The organism is Ectopseudomonas toyotomiensis (assembly GCF_017167985.1).
In the GTDB taxonomy this organism is placed as follows: Bacteria; Pseudomonadota; Gammaproteobacteria; order Pseudomonadales; family Pseudomonadaceae; genus Aquipseudomonas; species Aquipseudomonas toyotomiensis.
Genome location: NZ_CP070505.1, coordinates 1,253,091 through 1,269,313 on the forward strand (window position 1 = coordinate 1,253,091; position 16,223 = coordinate 1,269,313).

General features: G+C 64.0%; 18 protein-coding genes and 2 pseudogenes. 13 read left to right on the top strand and 7 right to left on the bottom strand.

Features of this window, described 5'->3' with window-relative positions:
* Positions 1 to 31: 31 nt before the first annotated feature.
* From JWV26_RS24335 to JWV26_RS05705, 4 genes and pseudogenes are all read left to right on the top strand, one after another.
* Positions 32 to 248 (top strand): annotated as a pseudogene (locus JWV26_RS24335) (histone deacetylase); the annotation flags it as partial.
* A 34-nt stretch (positions 249 to 282) separates the two neighbouring features.
* Positions 283 to 900: a PAQR family membrane homeostasis protein TrhA gene (gene trhA / locus JWV26_RS05695; RefSeq protein WP_206418582.1), complete on the top strand. Its 618-nt coding sequence runs from the start codon at positions 283 to 285 to the stop codon at positions 898 to 900.
* 196 nt (positions 901 to 1,096) lie between these two features.
* On the top strand, positions 1,097 to 2,179 hold the full coding sequence (locus JWV26_RS05700) for an L-dopachrome tautomerase-related protein (RefSeq protein ID WP_206418583.1): 1,083 nt from the start codon (positions 1,097 to 1,099) through the stop codon (positions 2,177 to 2,179).
* Between the two features lie 258 nt (positions 2,180 to 2,437).
* Complete coding sequence (locus tag JWV26_RS05705; protein ID WP_093052972.1) at positions 2,438 to 3,358, top strand: histone deacetylase family protein; 921 nt, start codon at positions 2,438 to 2,440, stop codon at positions 3,356 to 3,358.
* 72 nt (positions 3,359 to 3,430) lie between these two features.
* Here the strand turns inward: JWV26_RS05705 and JWV26_RS05710 are convergent, their stop codons facing one another.
* A complete protein-coding gene (locus JWV26_RS05710) occupies positions 3,431 to 4,564 on the bottom strand; it encodes an aminotransferase class V-fold PLP-dependent enzyme (protein WP_206418584.1) in 1,134 nt (377 codons plus the stop codon).
* Positions 4,565 to 4,677: 113 nt separating this feature from the next.
* Here JWV26_RS05710 and JWV26_RS05715 point away from each other — a divergent pair, with 113 nt between their 5' ends.
* The 4 genes from JWV26_RS05715 to JWV26_RS05730 all read left to right on the top strand — a co-directional run bounded on the left by JWV26_RS05715 (position 4,678) and on the right by JWV26_RS05730 (position 7,925).
* A complete protein-coding gene (locus JWV26_RS05715; RefSeq protein WP_206418585.1) occupies positions 4,678 to 5,913 on the top strand; it encodes a TIGR03862 family flavoprotein in 1,236 nt (411 codons plus the stop codon).
* Positions 5,914 to 6,033: 120 nt separating this feature from the next.
* Entirely contained in the window at positions 6,034 to 7,035 is a 1,002-nt protein-coding gene (locus JWV26_RS05720; protein WP_206418586.1) for a response regulator, read from the top strand.
* A 4-nt stretch (positions 7,036 to 7,039) separates the two neighbouring features.
* Positions 7,040 to 7,477, top strand: a complete 438-nt coding sequence (locus tag JWV26_RS05725; protein WP_045736286.1) for a PAS domain-containing protein — start codon at positions 7,040 to 7,042, stop codon at positions 7,475 to 7,477.
* Positions 7,478 to 7,559: 82 nt separating this feature from the next.
* Positions 7,560 to 7,925: a VOC family protein gene (locus JWV26_RS05730; protein WP_074916491.1), complete on the top strand. Its 366-nt coding sequence runs from the start codon at positions 7,560 to 7,562 to the stop codon at positions 7,923 to 7,925.
* A gap of 66 nt (positions 7,926 to 7,991) precedes the next feature.
* Here JWV26_RS05730 and JWV26_RS05735 read toward each other — a convergent pair whose 3' ends face one another.
* From JWV26_RS05735 to JWV26_RS05745, 3 genes are all read right to left on the bottom strand, one after another.
* Positions 7,992 to 9,335 (bottom strand): RNA helicase RhlE1, encoded by a 1,344-nt coding sequence (locus JWV26_RS05735; RefSeq protein ID WP_206418587.1) that lies wholly within the window; start codon positions 9,333 to 9,335, stop codon positions 7,992 to 7,994.
* Between the two features lie 127 nt (positions 9,336 to 9,462).
* Positions 9,463 to 10,062, bottom strand: a complete 600-nt coding sequence (locus JWV26_RS05740) for a 3'-5' exonuclease (protein WP_074916495.1) — start codon at positions 10,060 to 10,062, stop codon at positions 9,463 to 9,465.
* Between the two features lie 7 nt (positions 10,063 to 10,069).
* Positions 10,070 to 10,549, bottom strand: a complete 480-nt coding sequence (locus JWV26_RS05745) for a LabA-like NYN domain-containing protein (protein ID WP_074916497.1) — start codon at positions 10,547 to 10,549, stop codon at positions 10,070 to 10,072.
* A gap of 101 nt (positions 10,550 to 10,650) precedes the next feature.
* On the opposite strand from JWV26_RS05745, the pseudogene JWV26_RS05750 reads away from it, so the two are divergent.
* The 3 genes and pseudogenes from JWV26_RS05750 (at position 10,651) to JWV26_RS05760 (ending at position 12,338) form a co-directional block, all read left to right on the top strand.
* Positions 10,651 to 11,135: pseudogene (locus JWV26_RS05750) on the top strand (YbaK/EbsC family protein).
* A gap of 63 nt (positions 11,136 to 11,198) precedes the next feature.
* Positions 11,199 to 11,867, top strand: a complete 669-nt coding sequence (locus JWV26_RS05755) for a YciC family protein (protein ID WP_072424369.1) — start codon at positions 11,199 to 11,201, stop codon at positions 11,865 to 11,867.
* Between the two features lie 33 nt (positions 11,868 to 11,900).
* Entirely contained in the window at positions 11,901 to 12,338 is a 438-nt protein-coding gene (locus tag JWV26_RS05760) for a VOC family protein (RefSeq protein ID WP_017675461.1), read from the top strand.
* Between the two features lie 9 nt (positions 12,339 to 12,347).
* Here the strand turns inward: JWV26_RS05760 and JWV26_RS05765 are convergent, their stop codons facing one another.
* Genes JWV26_RS05765 through JWV26_RS05775 form a run of 3 tightly spaced genes read right to left on the bottom strand, consistent with a single transcriptional unit; the run spans position 12,348 to position 14,208 of the window.
* Positions 12,348 to 13,091 carry a substrate-binding periplasmic protein gene (locus tag JWV26_RS05765; RefSeq protein ID WP_072424370.1) on the bottom strand — a complete coding sequence of 248 codons (744 nt, stop codon included), beginning with the start codon at positions 13,089 to 13,091 and terminating at the stop codon, positions 12,348 to 12,350.
* Positions 13,091 to 13,936, bottom strand: coding sequence for an SDR family oxidoreductase (locus tag JWV26_RS05770; RefSeq protein ID WP_072424371.1), 846 nt, complete (start codon positions 13,934 to 13,936; stop codon positions 13,091 to 13,093). Before JWV26_RS05770 ends, JWV26_RS05765 begins: the two co-directional genes overlap by 1 nt.
* Before the next feature lie 32 nt (positions 13,937 to 13,968).
* Entirely contained in the window at positions 13,969 to 14,208 is a 240-nt protein-coding gene (locus JWV26_RS05775) for a CDGSH iron-sulfur domain-containing protein (protein WP_206418588.1), read from the bottom strand.
* Between the two features lie 90 nt (positions 14,209 to 14,298).
* Here JWV26_RS05775 and JWV26_RS05780 point away from each other — a divergent pair, with 90 nt between their 5' ends.
* Positions 14,299 to 15,390: an endonuclease/exonuclease/phosphatase family protein gene (locus JWV26_RS05780; RefSeq protein WP_206418589.1), complete on the top strand. Its 1,092-nt coding sequence runs from the start codon at positions 14,299 to 14,301 to the stop codon at positions 15,388 to 15,390.
* 96 nt (positions 15,391 to 15,486) lie between these two features.
* Entirely contained in the window at positions 15,487 to 16,221 is a 735-nt protein-coding gene (locus tag JWV26_RS05785; protein ID WP_074916506.1) for a substrate-binding periplasmic protein, read from the top strand.
* Positions 16,222 to 16,223: the final 2 nt, after the last annotated feature.

Here is a 16,223-nt window from a genome sequence, read left to right on the forward strand (position 1 = left end):
CGACCATATGGCGTCGACTCGATGAGCACCTATTGTATGCCGCTTACAGCCTGCCCTTCGCGGCCAGGCCTCCTTCCCCATGGAGAAATTCCGCCTGCTGCGTGATCACCTGGTCGACCGCGGCCTGAGTACCGATGCCGAACTGCATCATCCCGAACAATCTCCAGCGGAGGCCCTCGCCCTTCGACTACATCGCTTGCTACATGGCTGGCGAACTGTCATACGAGAACCCGCACAGAAAAGGTCTGGCAAGGTCAGGCGTAACGGACGACGACAGATAGCATGTACCACGGAGAAAAATTCAACGCCTGGAGCCACCTGATCGGCGCCGTTCTGGCGGCCATCGGTGCGGTATGGCTGCTGGTACTGGCCAGCTCCACGGGCGACCTGTGGAAGATCGTCGCAGTGGCCATCTATGGCGTCACCCTGATATTGCTGTACAGCATCTCCACCCTCTACCACAGCATGCGCGGCCCGGCGAAACGGGTGATGCAAAAACTCGATCACCTGTCGATCTATCTGCTGATTGCCGGCAGTTACACCCCGTTCTGCCTGGTAACCCTGCGCGGCCCCTGGGGCTGGACCTTGTTCGGTATCGTCTGGAGCCTTGCGCTGATCGGCATGCTGCAGGAAATCAAACCCCGCTCCGAAGCACGCGTGCTGTCGTTGATCATCTACGCGGTGATGGGCTGGATCGTGCTGGTGGCGGTAAACCCCCTGATCGCCGCCCTGGGTATGACCGGCTTCAAGTGGCTGGCGGCCGGTGGCGTGCTCTACACCGTGGGCATCATCTTCTTCGCCTACGACAGCCGCTTTCGCCATTGGCATGGCATCTGGCACCTGTTCGTCATGGCTGGCAGCCTGCTGCACTTCGTGGCGATTCTGTTCTACGTGCTGTGACGACTTTCTTCCGTCGATTGAAAGACGTTCAACGTAGCCAGCCTTTTTCGCCTTTGCTGATAAAGCCACACTGGGCCTCACTGCCTGCCGACCTCAGGGTGAATGTTCGCCGCTATTGATCACCGAGGCAGCCGCAACGGCGGATAATGCTTGTATAGCGCATTCGCCCTTCCCAGTGCACAACAGGAAACCTGTCATGATGTCTCTTTCTCGCCCCATCCGCCGTGCGGCCAGCGCCACCCTGCTGGCTCTTTCCATACCCTTCTTCAACTCGGCCCTTGCTGCCAAGGTCGGCGACCTGGAAGTGGTCGCCGAACTGCCGATCCGCCCCGGCAACGTCGCCCCCAGCGCGGACAACCGGGTGTTTGCCACGGTCCATCCCTTCGGCGCGCCCGCTGCCGCTCAACTGATCGAAATCACCGGCCGCGACAGCTACAAACCCTGGCCCACCGGCAAGTTGCAACGCGGCACCGCCTCCGCCAATGATGCGCAGATCGATACACCGCTGGGCATCGCCATCGATGGCAAGAACCGCCTGTGGATAACCGACATGGGCCTGAACCTGGGCAAAACACGTTTGTGGGGCTTCGATGTTGCGACTGGCGATGAGCTGTATCGCATCGAGCTGCCTTCCGATATCGCGCCCAAAGGCAGCTTTATCCAGGACCTGGCCGTCGACGACAAAGAGGGCTGGATCTACCTGGCGGACATTGCCAACCCCGGCCTGATCGCCGTAGAGATCAGCAGCGGCAAGACACGGCGCTTCAGCGGTCATGCCGCGTTGCAGGCAGAACCCGACGCCAGGATGGTCATCGGCGGCGTGCCGATTCAGTTCCAGGGCAAGCCTGCCAACGTGGCGGTCAATCCGATCACCCTGTCGGCCGACCATGCCACCCTGTTCTTCGGCGCCATGAACGGCAAGACCTGGTACTCGTTGCCCAGTAAGCTGCTGCGTGACGGCGCCAGCGACGAGCAAATCGCGGCGGCCATCCAGCGAGTCGGTGCCAAGCCGGTTTCCGACGGCGCCGGCACCGACGCCAAGGGCCGGCATTTTTTCACCAACCTCAACGACAATGGCATCGACCTGCTCGACACCGACGGCGTGCTCAAGCCGCTGGTACGCGACGCCCGACTGGACTGGCCGGACAGCGTGCATGTGGGTCACGACGGCTGGCTGTATATCTCGGTCAATCAGCTATACAAAACCCCGGCCTTCACCGGCGGCGCCGACAGCGGCACACCGCCTTATCGCGTGATGCGCGTATGGCCGGGAGAATAAGCCCCCCGCAGCCACGGCCCGCATCATCCGTGCTCTGACAACGATCATCGTTGTGCCTATCGGTTTGATCACCGATTACAAGACCGGAGTCGTTACCCACCAAGCCACTCCCACAGCGCTGGCCCTGGCCGGCACTGTGGGCAGTGGACGTCAGTGGAGATATTCAGCTTTAGCTCGGAGCAGGTTTCGATCAGGGGGCATGGCGATTGCCTCGATTGGCTGCGACCATAGGGCGTCGATTCGATGAGCACTGCCTGTATGCCGCTACCGCTGGTCTACCACGAGGATTACAGCCCGCCCTTCCCAACCGGGCATCGCTTTCCCATGGAGAAATTCCGCCTGCTGCGCGATCATCTGGTCGACAGCGGCCTGACCACCGATGCCGAACTGCAGCGTCCCGAACTCTGCCCAGCGGAGATCCTCGCCCTGGTTCACTGCCCCGACTACATCGCCCGCTACATGGCCGGTGAGCTGTCATACGAGGACCAGCGCCGCCTCGGCCTGCCCTGGAGCGATGCCCTGGCACGGCGTACCGTGCGCGCCGTGGGCGGCTCGCTGCTGACCGCCGAACTGGCACTGCGTCACGGCCTGGCCTGCCACCTGGCTGGCGGCACGCACCACGCGCACTACGACTTCCCCTCCGGTTTCTGCATTTTCAACGACCTGGCGGTGATCGCCCGCTATCTGCTCGAAGCGGGCCGCGTGCACCGCGTACTGATTTTCGACTGCGACGTGCATCAGGGCGACGGCACCGCGCGGCTGCTGGAAGACGAACCGGACGCCGTTACCGTGTCGCTGCATTGCGAGCAGAACTTCCCGGCACGCAAGGCGCAGAGCGACTGGGATATCCCCCTGCCGCGCGGCATGGGCGACGAGGATTACCTGAAGGTGGTAGACGACATCCTCAACTACCTGCTGCCAATCTACCAACCGGACCTGGTGCTCTACGATGCGGGCGTCGACGTGCACAAGGACGATGCCCTGGGCTACCTGCAACTCACCGACGCGGGCCTGGCCGCGCGTGACGAAGCCGTGCTGCAGCATTGCCTGGGCCGCGATATCCCAGTACTCGGGGTAATTGGCGGCGGCTACTCCAAGGACCATGCCGCCCTCGCCCGCCGCCACGGCATCCTGCATCACAGCGCGGCCCGGGTTTGGGCTGCACGCGGGTTGGGCTAGCCCCTCGTAGGACGGGTGAAACCCGCCACGGATGAACTGGCGGGTTGCACCCGTCCTACGCAGTCCTGACGATCAGCCGGCCAGCACCCTGTCCAACGCCAGCTCCAGGGTCGCCACGGTACGCTCGATATTGCCCAGTTTGTCCAGGCCGAACAGGCCCAGACGGAAGGTCTGGAAGTCCGCCGGTTCGTCGCATTGCAGCGGCACGCCGGCGGCGATCTGCAGACCGACGGCGGCGAACTTGGCGCCAGTCTTGATCTGCCCGTCATCGGTGTAGCAGACCACCACGCCCGGCGCCTCGAAGCCCTCGGCCGCGACACTCTTGAAGCCACGCGCCGCCAGCAGCGCACGCACCCGGTCGCCAAGCTCCTGCTGTTGCTGGCGTACACGGTCGAATCCGAGAGCCTTGGCTTCCAGCATGGCATCGCGAAAACGCGCCAGGGCGTCGCTGGGCATGGTGGCGTGGTAGGCGTGGCCGCCCTGCTCGTAGGCCTGCATGATCTGCAGCCACTTCTTCAGGTCGCAGGCGAAGCTGCTGCTCTGGGTCGCCTCGACACGCGCCTGGGCCGCTTCGCTCAGCATCACCAGGGCGCAGCAGGGTGAAGCACTCCAACCTTTCTGCGGCGCGCTGATCAACACGTCGATGCCACAGGCCTGCATGTCCACCCACAGCGTGCCGGAGGCGATGCAGTCGAGCACGAACAGGCCGCCGACGGCGTGCACCGCATCGCTCACCGCGCGCAGGTAGTCGTCCGGAAGGATCATCCCCGAGGAGGTTTCCACATGCGGGGCGAACACCAGTTGCGGCTTCTCGGCGGCGATGGTGGCCAGCACTTCCTCCAGCGGTGCCGGGACGAAGGCCGCCTGGCGGCCTTCGGCGACCGGACGCGCCTTGAGCACCAGGGCCTCGGCAGGAATCCGACCCATCTCGAAGATCTGCGTCCAGCGGTAGCTGAACCAGCCGTTGCGGATCACCAGGCACTTCTGCTCGGTCGCCAGCTGCCGCGCCACGGCCTCCATGCCGTAAGTGCCGCTGCCCGGCACCACCGCCACGGCATGGGCGTTGTAGACCTGTTTCAGGGTGGCAGAGATATCGCGCATCACGCCCTGGAACGACTGCGACATATGGTTCAGCGAGCGGTCGGTGTAGACCACCGAATATTCGAGCAGGCCATCGGGATCGATGTCGGGGCAGATTTGGGACATAACGGGCTCCAGCCGAAAAGGTTCGAGCTGAACCTGCCCCAACCCGGGGCAAATGACAAGGCCGCGGAGCACTCGGGTAGAATGCGCAGCCTTTCTCCTGTCTGCTCATCACCATGACTACTGCCGCTCAGCCCAATGCTTATCACGTCGCCATCATCGGCGGCGGCCCTGCCGGGCTGATGGCTGCAGAAGTGCTGGCGCAAGGCGGCGTACGTGTGGAGCTGTTCGACGCCATGCCCTCGGTGGGGCGCAAGTTCCTGCTGGCCGGCGTCGGCGGCATGAACATCACCCATTCCGAGCCCAAGGACGCCTTTATCGGCCGTTACGGCGAGCGCCAGGCCGAGGTCGCGGCGCTGCTGCGTGAGTTCGATGCCGACGCCCTGCGCGAGTGGATTCATGGCCTGGGTATCGACACCTTCGTCGGTACCTCCGGCCGCGTGTTCCCCAGCGACATGAAGGCCGCGCCGCTGCTGCGTGCCTGGCTGCGCCGCCTGCGCGAACTGGGCGTGACGATCCACACGCGCAGCCGCTGGCTCGGCTGGAACGCGGATGGCAGCCTGCGTATCGCTGGCTCGGATGGTGAGCGCGCACTGGTCGCCGATGCCTACCTGCTGGCACTGGGCGGCGGCAGCTGGGCTCGGCTGGGTTCCGACGGTGCCTGGGTGCCCCTGTTGCAGGCACGCGGCGTCGAGGTGTCGGCGCTGAAACCGAGCAACTGCGGTTTCGAGGTGGCCGGCTGGAGCGAGTATCTCAGGGAGAAATTCGCCGGTGCGCCACTGAAGAACATAGCGCTGAGCCTGCCCGGCCAGGCGCCTCGCATCGGCGAGTTCGTGCTCACCGCAGGCGGTGTCGAAGGCAGCCTGGTGTACGCCTTTTCCGCCAATATCCGCCGCGCCATCGAGGCCGACGGCCAGGCCGTGGTTCACCTCGACCTGTTGCCGCAAATGCCATTGGTCAAGCTGCAGCGGGCGCTGGGCAAGCCACGCGGCAAGCACTCGATGGCCAAGCATCTGCATCGCCAGGCCGGGCTGGACGGCGTTAAGGCTGCCCTGCTGCGCGAGTTGGCGCCGACCGAAGCCTTCGTCGATCCAGCCGCCCTGGCGCCGTGGATCAAGGCGCTGCCGATCACCCTGTTGCGCACCCGACCACCGGACGAGGCGATCAGCTCCGCCGGCGGCGTGCCCTTCGAGGCATTGGATGGCGGCCTGATGCTCAAAGCCTTGCCCGGCGTGTTCTGCGCTGGCGAAATGCTCGACTGGGAAGCCCCCACTGGCGGCTACCTGCTCACCGCCTGTTTCGCCAGCGGGCAGGTCGCGGCGCAGGGCTTACTGGCCTGGTTGAAACCGTAGGAGCGATCACGACGCCAGGTACAGTGCGCGACGGCTGAAAAAGCACTGAAACCGTCGTGACGCCGTACGGGCTGAGGCTATGCTCAGAATTAGCGCTTCCCACACAGGTAATTCCCCGCCGTGATCCCGCTGCTGGTCTGCGACGACTCCAATATGGCGCGCAAGCAACTGATCCGCGCCCTGCCGCCGGAATGGCCGGTTTCCCTCAGCCAGGCCAACAACGGCGAGGAGGCGCTGGCCTTGATCCGCCAGGGTCTGGGCCCGGTCATGCTGCTCGACCTGACCATGCCAGTGCTCGATGGCTACCAGACCCTGGCCGCGCTGCGCGCAGAAGGGCTCAGCAGCAAGGTCATCGTGGTGTCCGGCGACGTGCAGGAAGAAGCCGTTCGCCGCGTGCGTGAGCTGGGTGCCCTGGCCTTCATCAAGAAACCCGCCGACCCCGAGGTCCTGCGCCAGACGCTGATCGACCTGAAGCTGTTCGACCCGCACGCCACGCCAGCGGCGCAAGCCCAGGCCGCTGCGCTGTCAGAACTCAAGGTCAGCTTCCGCGATGCCCTGCGCGAGGTAAGCAACGTCGCCATGGGCCGCGCCGCCGCGCTGCTGGCCAAGGTACTGGGTGTATTCGTGCAGTTGCCGGTGCCGCAGGTGAATATCTTCGAAGTCAGCGAGCTGCACATGACTCTGCTCGACGCCCAACGTGGCGAGCGCTTTAGCGCCATCTGCCAGGGCTTCATCGGCGAGGCCATCGCCGGAGAGGCGCTGCTGCTGTTCCATGACTCGGAAGTGGACGACATGGCGCGCCTGCTCGGCTGGCAGCCGGAGAACGAAGCGCAAACCTCGGAGATGTTGCTGGACCTGGCCAGCATCCTGACCGGCGCCTGCCTGGCCGGCGTCGCCGAGCAACTCGACCTGCGCTTCTCCCAGGGCCACCCGCAGTTGCTCGGCCAGCATGCCAGTCTCGACCAGCTGATCCAGGTCAACCGCCAGCGCTGGCGCAAGACCCTGGCCGTGGAGATCAGTTACAGCCTGGAAGGCCATGCCATCCACTTCGACCTGCTGTTGTTGTTCACCGAAGATTCGATCAAACGCCTGACCGACAAGATCGGCTACATGATGGAGTGAGGCGATGCCCGCACAGATCGATATCAAGGAAGTTCACTGGCTGCTCGACATCGTGCAATGCATCGACGTCGGCGTGGTGGTGCTCGACCGCCAGTACCGCGTCGAAGTGTGGAATGCCTTCATGGAGAACCACTCCGGGCTGGGGCCGGACCAGGTACAGGGGCGTTCGTTGTTCGAGCTGTTCCCGGACATTGACCGCCCCTGGCTGGAGCGCAAGGTGGAAAGCGTGGTGCAATTGGGCACCCGTGCCTTCAGCCTGTGGCAGCAACGCCCCTACCTGATGCGCTTCAAGAGTTACCAGCCGATCACCGGCCAGGCCGATTTCATGTACCAGAACGTCACTCTGTTGCCGCTGGCCGGCCAGCCGGTGGAGCATGTGTGCCTGGTGATCTACGACATGACCGCTGCAGCCGTGGCGGCACTGGCGCAACCGGCTCGATAAAACGCCGTAGCCCGGATGCAATCCGGGGCCGGTGCCAGGTGCTCCCGGATTGCATCCGGGCTCTGACGAAAAAGGAATTTACATGCTGCGCAGCGTTGAACTGAAAACCTTCGTCCCGGCACGGGACTTCGCCCTGAGCATGGATTTCTACCAGGCCATGGGCTTCAGGCGCGGTTGGTCGGACGAACAGATGGCCTATTTCAACCATGGTGATCACTGCGCCTTTCTGCTGCAGAACTTCTACGTGAAGGAACAGGCGGAGAACTTCGTCATGCACCTGCTGGTGGAAGAAGTCGATGCCTGGTGGCAGCAGATTCAGGCAGCCCGACTGGATGAGCGGTTCGGCACACGACTGATCGCGCCGCAGGATCAGCCCTGGGGCATGCGCGAGTTCATGGTGTTCGACCCCAGCGGCGTGCTCTGGCGCATCGGCCAGAACATCGACTAGTCGCGGCTAAAGCCCCTCCCACAGCGTGCCGTAGGGCGGGAGCAACCCGCCAACAGAGATTTCCAACTACTTCTTGCCGCCCTTGGGCTTGCTGCCAAAGCTCGGCACCTTGCGCACCGCCTTGGCCTTGGGCTTGGCGTCCTCTTCCTCGAACCAGCGGCCGAGGTGAATATTGCCCTTGCCGGCAGGCTTGGCCGCACCGGGGATCAGCTTCTGCTTGGGCTTCTTCGGTTTTTTCAGTACCTGGCCACCGACCGCAGTCAGCGGTACGCGGTGATCGGGAATGAAGTCCGGCTCATCGACACGCTTGATCAATTGCTGGGTCAGGTTCTCGATCGCCGCCAGCTGATCCACCTCGTCGGCGCAGACCAGGGAGATCGCCTCGCCCGTGCTGCCGGCGCGGCCGGTACGGCCGATACGGTGCACGTAGTCTTCGGCGTTGATCGGCAGGTCGAGGTTGACCACCAGCGGTAGGTCATCGATATCCAGGCCACGCGCGGCCACGTCTGTGGCCACCAGAATCTGCACCTCGCCAGCCTTGAAGCGCTCCAGTGCGCGCAGGCGGCTCGGCTGTGGCTTGTCGCCATGAATCGAATCGGCTGACACGCCCATGGCCAGCAGCTCCTGCTCGAGCTGATCGACACCCTTGCGGGTCTTGGCAAACACCAGCACCTGGCCCCAGCGTTTTTCCTGCAGCAGGTGCAGGAACAGCTCACTCTTGCGCTTCTTGTCTACCGGAATCAGCCACTGCTTGACGCTCTTGGCGACAGCGTTGCGTGGGCTGACTTCCACCGACAGCGGGTCGCGCAGCAACTCGCCGGCCATCTGCCGGATAGCATCGGAGAAGGTGGCGGAGAACAGCAGGGTCTGGCGCTTTTTCGGCAGTGCGCTGAACAGCTCGTCCAGCTCGCGGGCAAAACCCAGGTCGAGCATGCGATCAGCTTCATCCAGCACCAGGGTCTGCAACTGGGAGAACTTCACCGCGTTCTGCCGATACAGGTCGAGCAGTCGCCCCGGCGTGGCCACCAGCACGTCGACACCCTTGCGCAGTTTCATCATCTGCGGGTTGATGCTGACGCCGCCGTACACCGCATAGCTGGTCAGGGGCAGGTGCTGGCCGTAGCTCAAAAAGCTCTGCAGCACCTGCTCGGCCAGTTCGCGGGTCGGCGTCAGCACCAGCGCACGCACGCTGTTGCTCGCCACCTGCGGCCCTTCCAGAGTCAGACGCTGCAACACCGGCAAGGCGAAGCCGGCAGTCTTGCCGGTGCCGGTCTGCGCAGCAGCCATCAGGTCGCGCCCCTTGAGCACGGCGGGAATGGCCTGGCTCTGCACCGGGGTCGGGGTCTGGTAGTCGAGTTCGGTGAGGGTGCGCAGCAGCGGCTCGATCAAACCGAGGGAGGCGAAGGTCATGGAGGGTAACCGAAGGAAGTAGGAAAACTGGCGCGTAGTTTACCCGTTCGTGCCCGTAAAGCACCGCTCTGTAGCCCGGATGCAATCCGGGAATAGCGGCCCCCGGATTGCATCCGGGCTACGACGGCTAAGCCGCGGCCAATAGCGCACGCACCTTGGCGGCAGAGAGGTTCTGCAACTGGCAGAGAAAGGCATGATCGGCCTGGTGCCGGCCATGGCGCTCGCGCAGCAGGCCGAACAGGTGCAGTGTCAGGTTCGCTGCCATCTCGGCGTCGGCCAGGGCACGGTGAGCGCGGCCGGTATCCGGCAGACCGGCCCAGGTGTTGAGATTGCCCAGCTTGTGGCTTGGCGCCTCCGGTAGCAGACGGCGCGACAGCAGCAGCGAACAGGCGAAGGGCTGCGCACGACGCCGACGCACGCGCGCCAGCTCGGCGTCCCAGAACTTCTGGTCGAAGGATGCGTTATGCGCCAGCAGCGGCCTTTCGCCGATGAAGTCGGCCACCTCGTTCATCACCTGATCCGACGGCGGCGCCTTGCGCAGCATGGCGTTGCTGATACCGGTGAGCTGCTCGATGAATGGCGGCACCCAGGCGCCGCTATTCATCAGACTCTGGTAGCGGTCGACGATGCGCCCGTCCTCGATGATCGCCACGCCGATCTCGGTGGCGCGCGCCTGGGTCGGCGACACGCCAGTGGTTTCGAAATCGATTACTGCAATGGATTCCACGTACGCCTCAATGATTACGGAGCAAAAGTTCACCCTCGATGGGCACGTACAGGCTGGCGGCGCGAATCAGCGACTGCGCCGTCAGCCCGGGCGCGCCATAAGCGATGGCCTCGACGCCACGACTGCGCACACGCTCGAGCAACAAGTCGAAATCACCATCGCCAGAGGCCAGAACGATCTCGTCGACGCGCTCAACCGCGTCGAGCACGTCGATGGTGATGCCGACGTCCCAGTCACCCTTGGCCGAGCCGTCGCTGCGCTGGATGTAGGGTTTGAGCTTCACGGTAAAGCCCAGCTTGCGCAGGATCTGCTGGAACTGCTGCTGCTTGGCGTCGCCACGGTCGATGGCGTAGGCGTAGGCCTCGGCGATCACGCCACGGCGACTGACTTCGGCCCACAGCACACTGTAGTCGAAGTGGCAGCCATAGACCTGGCGCACCGTGTAGTAGAGGTTCTGCACATCGGCGAATACGGCGATCTTCTTCACCGGGAGTCCTCGGGGGCGACGAAGGCGCCAGTATGCCAGAGCCGACCGTATCCTGCGTCCGGGGCTGGTCCGGGCGTGGCGCAGCCCCTATCCTAGCCGCCATGACGCCTCTACAACTGCTGTGCCAGCGCAACCTCGACCTGCTGCAACGCCTGGATATCGCCCATCGCCTGGTCGAGCACGAGCCGGTACTGGATACCCCACCGCCCATGCCGTGCGCCAGCGTTTCGGTCTGCGCGGCGTGGAGAGTAAGAGCCTGTTCCTGCGCTTCGGCGCCGAACGCTACGCCATGCTGATCAGCCTCGAAGGCGCTCGCGCCGACTGGACCAGGCTCAAAGCGCTGCTGGGCAGCCGCCCGCGCATCGCCAGCGACGAGGAACTGATCGAACACACCGGCTGCGTACCGATGTGCGCCTGTCCGTTCGGCCATGACGCTGACATCACCCTGTTGATCGACCGCGCGGTGCTGGCCTGCGACTTTCTGCAGTATTCACCCGGCCCACCCGAGCTGACCCTGGAAGTGCCCGGCAGCGAACTGCCGCGTCTGCTCGCCGCGCTACCCAATGCGCAGCTGGAGTACCCTTGAACCCATTCGACTGCCCTGGCGCATGGCTACAGAGCCCACGCCCCGACACTTGGTAACCTGCCGATGAGCCCTCTTTCCATCCTCCGTGATGCCTGGTTTTTCTCCAGCCACAACCTGGCGGCCATTGCCCGCCTGACCCTGCCGCTGTTGCTGCTCGAAGCCATCGCCCAGACGATCCTCGCCGCCCAGCTCGGCGAAGACGCCAACCCGGCCTATGGCGTGCTGCTCGGCATTCTCTTCTACCCGCTGTATGCCGCGCCGCTGATTCTCTTCCTGCATGCACGCAGCATCGGCCAGACGCCCGGCAACGCGCAGCTGTTCGCGGCAGGCCTGCAACTATGGCCGACCTTCGCCCTGATGACCGGATTGAGCACCCTGGCAATCATGCTCGGCCTGTCGCTGTTCATCGTGCCGGGCATCTGGATCATGATGCGCCTGGCCTTCTCCGAACTGATTCTGGTACTGCGCCAGGAGCCGCCGCTACGCGCGTTGCAGGCCAGCTTCACCTTGACCGAGGGGCGCTTCTGGCCGGTGTTTGCCTGCCTGGCCAACGTGCTGGTGCCGTTGTGGCTGCTCGACTGGTGGACGCAGCCGAGCCAGAGCGACACCCTGCTATGGGTGCTGCATCAGACTGGCAACGGCTTCCTGCAGCTGTTCGCCATCGTGGTGCTGTTCCGCCTGTTCATGCTGCTCGAGCCGCAGCAGGCGGCGAATAGCGAGAACAGCGACTAGGCTTGCAGCTTTGGCCAGTGTAAGGAGAGCGCCATGAGCGAAACGAACCCCAGCATCCTGTCCCACGTCTCCATCGGCACCAACGACTTCGATGCCGCCAGCGCCTTCTATGCCAAGGTGCTGGCCACCCTCGGTTGTCGGGAAATCATGCGCCATCCCGGTGCGGTGGCCTTCGGCCGCGAGTACCCGGAGTTCTGGGTGCAGACGCCAATCAATGGTCAGCCGGCGACCCTCGGCAACGGCAGTCACTTCGGCTTCGTCGCCCCGGACAAGGCCTCGGTGCATGCCTTTCACGAGGCAGCTTTGGCAGCCGGCGGCCAGGACGAAGGCCAGCCAGGCCCGCGCCCGGACTACGGCGAGCCCTACTACGGTTGTTTCGTCAGGGACCTCGACGGTCACAAGATCGAGGCGGCGTACTGGGATATGGAGCTGATGTACGAGCTGTACGTCGAGCCGCACGAGCATGGCTGACACAACCTGCTACTGATGCGCCACCACCGTCTGATAACGCCGTGCCGCTCGCGCTACCCAGCCCTCGCGTAGCAGGGTCTCCAGCGCAGCCGCAAGCTGCGGCAGACGCTCCAGGCGCTGACGGGAAAAGCCGATATAGAGTTCGGTGCGCGCCTCGGGACGGTAGGCTGCCTTGACGATGCGACCGCCCAGTTCGGGGGCAAGCAAGGCGTAGTCGACCTGGCAGTCGGTGCCCACCAGTACGTCGATGCGGCCACGTGCGAGCATCTGCAGCAACTGGCTCTCGTTACTGACACCGACCTTGTTCAACTGCTGATCGCCATCGAACGGCTGGAAGTACACCGACTCCAGCACATGGCCGATGCGCAGCCCGCGAAGTTTCTCGTAGCTGTCCAGGCGCGTGGCCAGCGCCGGATTGGCGTAGAAACGCGGCGAGCACGCGTAGTACGGCGCTTCCAGATACTGAATATAGCGCTCACGCTCCGCCGTCCTGGCCAGCCCGGTCATCAGATCGGCCTTGCCCTGTTCCAGCGCAGCCAGACCTCTCGCCCAGGGCGCGCGCTCCACATCGAAACGCAGCCCAGTGCGCCGTGACAGTTCGGCCAGCAGATCGATATCCAGCCCCTGCAGCTGACCGTTCTCATCCTCCATGCGAAAGGGCGGCCAGAGGTCGGTCATCACCCGTAGGGGTTCGCCTTCGCCAGCCCGGCACAGAGGCGTCAGAATCAACAGTGCGAGTAGCCAAAGACGCATCAATTGCGCCCCGAACGCTGTGGTCGCAACCCGGAAAGCCGCGGTAGCAACACCCGCTCGAACAGCCTCGGGAAGAAGCGCGCCAGCACCCGGGCACGCCAATCGACGTTGGACAACACCAGCAGACGCCGACGCTTGAGTGCCCCATGATAGATGGCCTCGGCGACATCCTGCGGCGAAGCCACCTTGCCCATCGCCAAGGGAGGTTGGGCAGCCACCGAGCCGTCACCGACCAGAGCGTTCTTGCGCAGGTCTGTCGCGGTAAAACCTGGGCACACTAGCATCACGTTCACGCCCGAGCCCTTGAGCTCAAAGCGCAGCGTCTCGAACAAGCCGTGCAGCGCGTGCTTGCTGGCGTTGTAAGCGCTGCGGTAGAGCAACGGCGCGATACCCGATAGTGAGCTGAGCACGATTATCTGTCCGCCGCGGGCAATCAGGCTGGGCAGCGCTGCCTGGGTGCAGTAGAGCGCGCCGAAATAGTTGACCGCCATGACCCGCTGGAACACGTCCAGACTGGTCTCGGCGAAGGTGCTGCGATGAGTGATCCCGGCATTGTTGACCAACACATCGATACCGCCGAAACGCTCCACCGCCAGCGCCACTGCGCGCTGCACCGCCTCGGCGTCAGCCACGTCGCAGAGCAGCCCAAGAGCCTCGGCGTTGTGATGATCGGCCAGGTGCTGCACCAGGCTGTCCAGCGCTGCCTGCTGCAGATCGAGAATCACCAGGCGCGCACCAGCCTGGGCCAGGCGCATCGCCAAGGCGCGACCGATGCCGGCACAACCTCCCGTGATGAGTACGACCTTGCGGTCGAACACCTTGTTGGCGAATACCTTGCGATACATGCATTGCTCCCGCTGCCCTGGCCTCGGCGACACTACAACCTGTTATGGCTGCCATCGCAACAGGGCGGCGTGGCTGTGTGCTTGCAACCACAGAAAAATAGCCGTTCGGCGCGCTCGGCATGGTACCTCTGTGGCGTCAGTCCACTGCCCTTGTGGCTGCCATCGCAGAATGGCTGGCTGGCGCTGTGCCCACAACGGCACCAGAAATAATCCCGCCCAGCCTCCACATCCACCGCGTAGGGGCCATGCTGGGCGATCAGCGGCTGGTTCATCGCAACCTCCCGGCAGGATCGCGCATGCCTGGGCCGACAGGCCGCAGTCAGGTATCCTCGCCTCCTTCCAGCATAGCCGCCCGTTTCGCCATGTCCCTGCCTCGCCCGCTTCGCCTGCTCCTGCTCATTTTTTTGCCATTGCTCGCTGTGCTGATTGCGCTGGTGTACAGCCTGACATGGCGCCCGCTGCCCCATGAAGAAGCAGCCGTGTCATGCAGCGGGCAGGTGGCGCAGCTGCAGCCCGGCCAGGCACTCAAAGTGATGACCTGGAACGTGCAGTACCTGGCCGGCAAGCGCCATGTATTCTGGTACGACCTGCCCGGCGGTGATGGACCGGACGAGCGCCCGAGCAGCGCCGACCTGGCCATCACCCTGGATGAAGTGGTGCGCGTGCTGCGCGACGAACAACCGGATGTCGTACTGCTGCAGGAGCTGCACGACAACGCCAAGGCCAGCGACTACCAGGATCAGTTGGCCCTGCTGCAGGCACGCCTGAGCGACCTTTACCCCTGCAGCACCCAGGCCTTCTACTGGAAGGCTGGTTTCGTTCCGCACCCGCGAATCCTCGGCAGCGTCGGCATGAAACTCGGCACCCTCAGTCGCTTCCAGATCGCCCGCGCCGAACGCCTGCAATTGCCCATGCTCGATAGCGACCTGCTGAGCCGCCAGTTCCAGCTCAAGCGCGCCTTGCTGATCAGCTACCTGCCGATTCGTGGTGGCGACGAACTGGTGGCGATCAACACCCATTTCGATGCCTTCGCCCAAGGCGCGGACACCATGCAGCGCCAGGTAGAGATGACCGACGGTTTACTCCAGCAGCTGCAAACCAGCGACAAAACCTGGGTGCTGGGCGGCGACCTCAACCTGCTGCCACCCGGTCAATTCCAGCATCTGCCGGAGGGTCAACGTAGCTGGTACGCTGCCGACAGCGAATTGCAGGACTTGGCCCGTCGCTACCCGATGATCCCCAGCCTGCAACAGGCCAGCGGCGCACAGCAGGCGCAGTGGTACACCCATTACCCCAACGATCCAGCCGCCAGCGGCCCGGATCGCACCCTCGATTACCTGTTCTACAGCCCACGCCTGACCCCGCTCGCCAGCCAGGTTCGCCAGCGCGATACCTTGGCGATCTCCGATCATTTACCGGTGATCGGTCGCTTTTTCCTGCCAAGTCAGGAATAAACCGTGCAGAACTGGACAAGTCCACCGCGACTTGTCCATGCTCGTTAGGCACCATTCGATAACAACGAAAAGACGGCGAAGAGCCGCGATAACCGGATGCCAAGACGCTTCTGCCTGATATTCATCGCCCTGCTATGGCTACACGCCGCTCATGCTGCCGAGGCCAGGCAACGCGTTCACGTGGGTTACTACGAGTTTCCGCCCTATTCCTATACCGACGCGCAAGGCCAGCCCAGCGGCTCGGGCCTGGAGCTGGCCGCGCGCCTGCTCGACGAAGCGGGATACCAGGCAGACTTTCGCTCCTACCCCGGCGCCCGCCTCTACAGCGGTCTGCTCGATGGCAGCATACATATCTGGGCCGGCGCCTCAGGCAAGCCGGAGCTGGTCGAGCACACCCTCGAAGGCAAGCATCTGCTGGGGGAGATCACCCTCAACCTGTACTTTCGCCACGACACACCTGCACCGCGCATTCCGGATGATCTGCAGGATCGTGGGGTGATCCTGATCACCGGCTACAGCTACTGGCAAGACGTCAATCAATGGCTGGAAGATCCGGCGCGCAATATCACTCATCACCGTACCGCCAACCACACCTCGGCCCTGGAAATGCTCCAGCGCCGACGCGGAGACTACCTGCTGGACTATCAGGCCCCCGTCGAACAGGCCAAACGCACACTGGGCATGGGCGAACTGCCCTTCGTCGAGGTACAGCGTCTGCCGCTGCGGCTGATCTATTCGCGACGTGCGCCTGATGCCGAGCGCCTGCGCGAGGACCTGGATCGGGTGTACCAGCAGTTGCAGGATGCCGGCGAGGATCTGTGGTTGTATTGACG

Excerpts from the sequence above, each read along its gene's own strand:
- JWV26_RS05780 (WP_206418589.1), top strand. The coding sequence starts at position 14,299 with ATGTCCCTGCCTCGCCCGCTTCGCCTGCTCCTGCTCATTTTTTTGCCA.
- JWV26_RS05710 (WP_206418584.1), bottom strand. The coding sequence starts at position 4,564 with ATGTCCCAAATCTGCCCCGACATCGATCCCGATGGCCTGCTCGAATAT.
- trhA (WP_206418582.1), top strand. The coding sequence starts at position 283 with ATGTACCACGGAGAAAAATTCAACGCCTGGAGCCACCTGATCGGCGCC.
- JWV26_RS05715 (WP_206418585.1), top strand. The coding sequence starts at position 4,678 with ATGACTACTGCCGCTCAGCCCAATGCTTATCACGTCGCCATCATCGGC.
- JWV26_RS05700 (WP_206418583.1), top strand. The coding sequence starts at position 1,097 with ATGATGTCTCTTTCTCGCCCCATCCGCCGTGCGGCCAGCGCCACCCTG.
- JWV26_RS05775 (WP_206418588.1), bottom strand. The coding sequence starts at position 14,208 with ATGAACCAGCCGCTGATCGCCCAGCATGGCCCCTACGCGGTGGATGTG.
- JWV26_RS05765 (WP_072424370.1), bottom strand. The coding sequence starts at position 13,091 with ATGCGTCTTTGGCTACTCGCACTGTTGATTCTGACGCCTCTGTGCCGG.
- JWV26_RS05735 (WP_206418587.1), bottom strand. The coding sequence starts at position 9,335 with ATGACCTTCGCCTCCCTCGGTTTGATCGAGCCGCTGCTGCGCACCCTC.
- JWV26_RS05760 (WP_017675461.1), top strand. The coding sequence starts at position 11,901 with ATGAGCGAAACGAACCCCAGCATCCTGTCCCACGTCTCCATCGGCACC.
- JWV26_RS05705 (WP_093052972.1), top strand. The coding sequence starts at position 2,438 with ATGCCGCTACCGCTGGTCTACCACGAGGATTACAGCCCGCCCTTCCCA.
- JWV26_RS05730 (WP_074916491.1), top strand. The coding sequence starts at position 7,560 with ATGCTGCGCAGCGTTGAACTGAAAACCTTCGTCCCGGCACGGGACTTC.
- JWV26_RS05785 (WP_074916506.1), top strand. The coding sequence starts at position 15,487 with ATGCCAAGACGCTTCTGCCTGATATTCATCGCCCTGCTATGGCTACAC.
- JWV26_RS05725 (WP_045736286.1), top strand. The coding sequence starts at position 7,040 with ATGCCCGCACAGATCGATATCAAGGAAGTTCACTGGCTGCTCGACATC.
- JWV26_RS05755 (WP_072424369.1), top strand. The coding sequence starts at position 11,199 with ATGAGCCCTCTTTCCATCCTCCGTGATGCCTGGTTTTTCTCCAGCCAC.
- JWV26_RS05770 (WP_072424371.1), bottom strand. The coding sequence starts at position 13,936 with ATGTATCGCAAGGTATTCGCCAACAAGGTGTTCGACCGCAAGGTCGTA.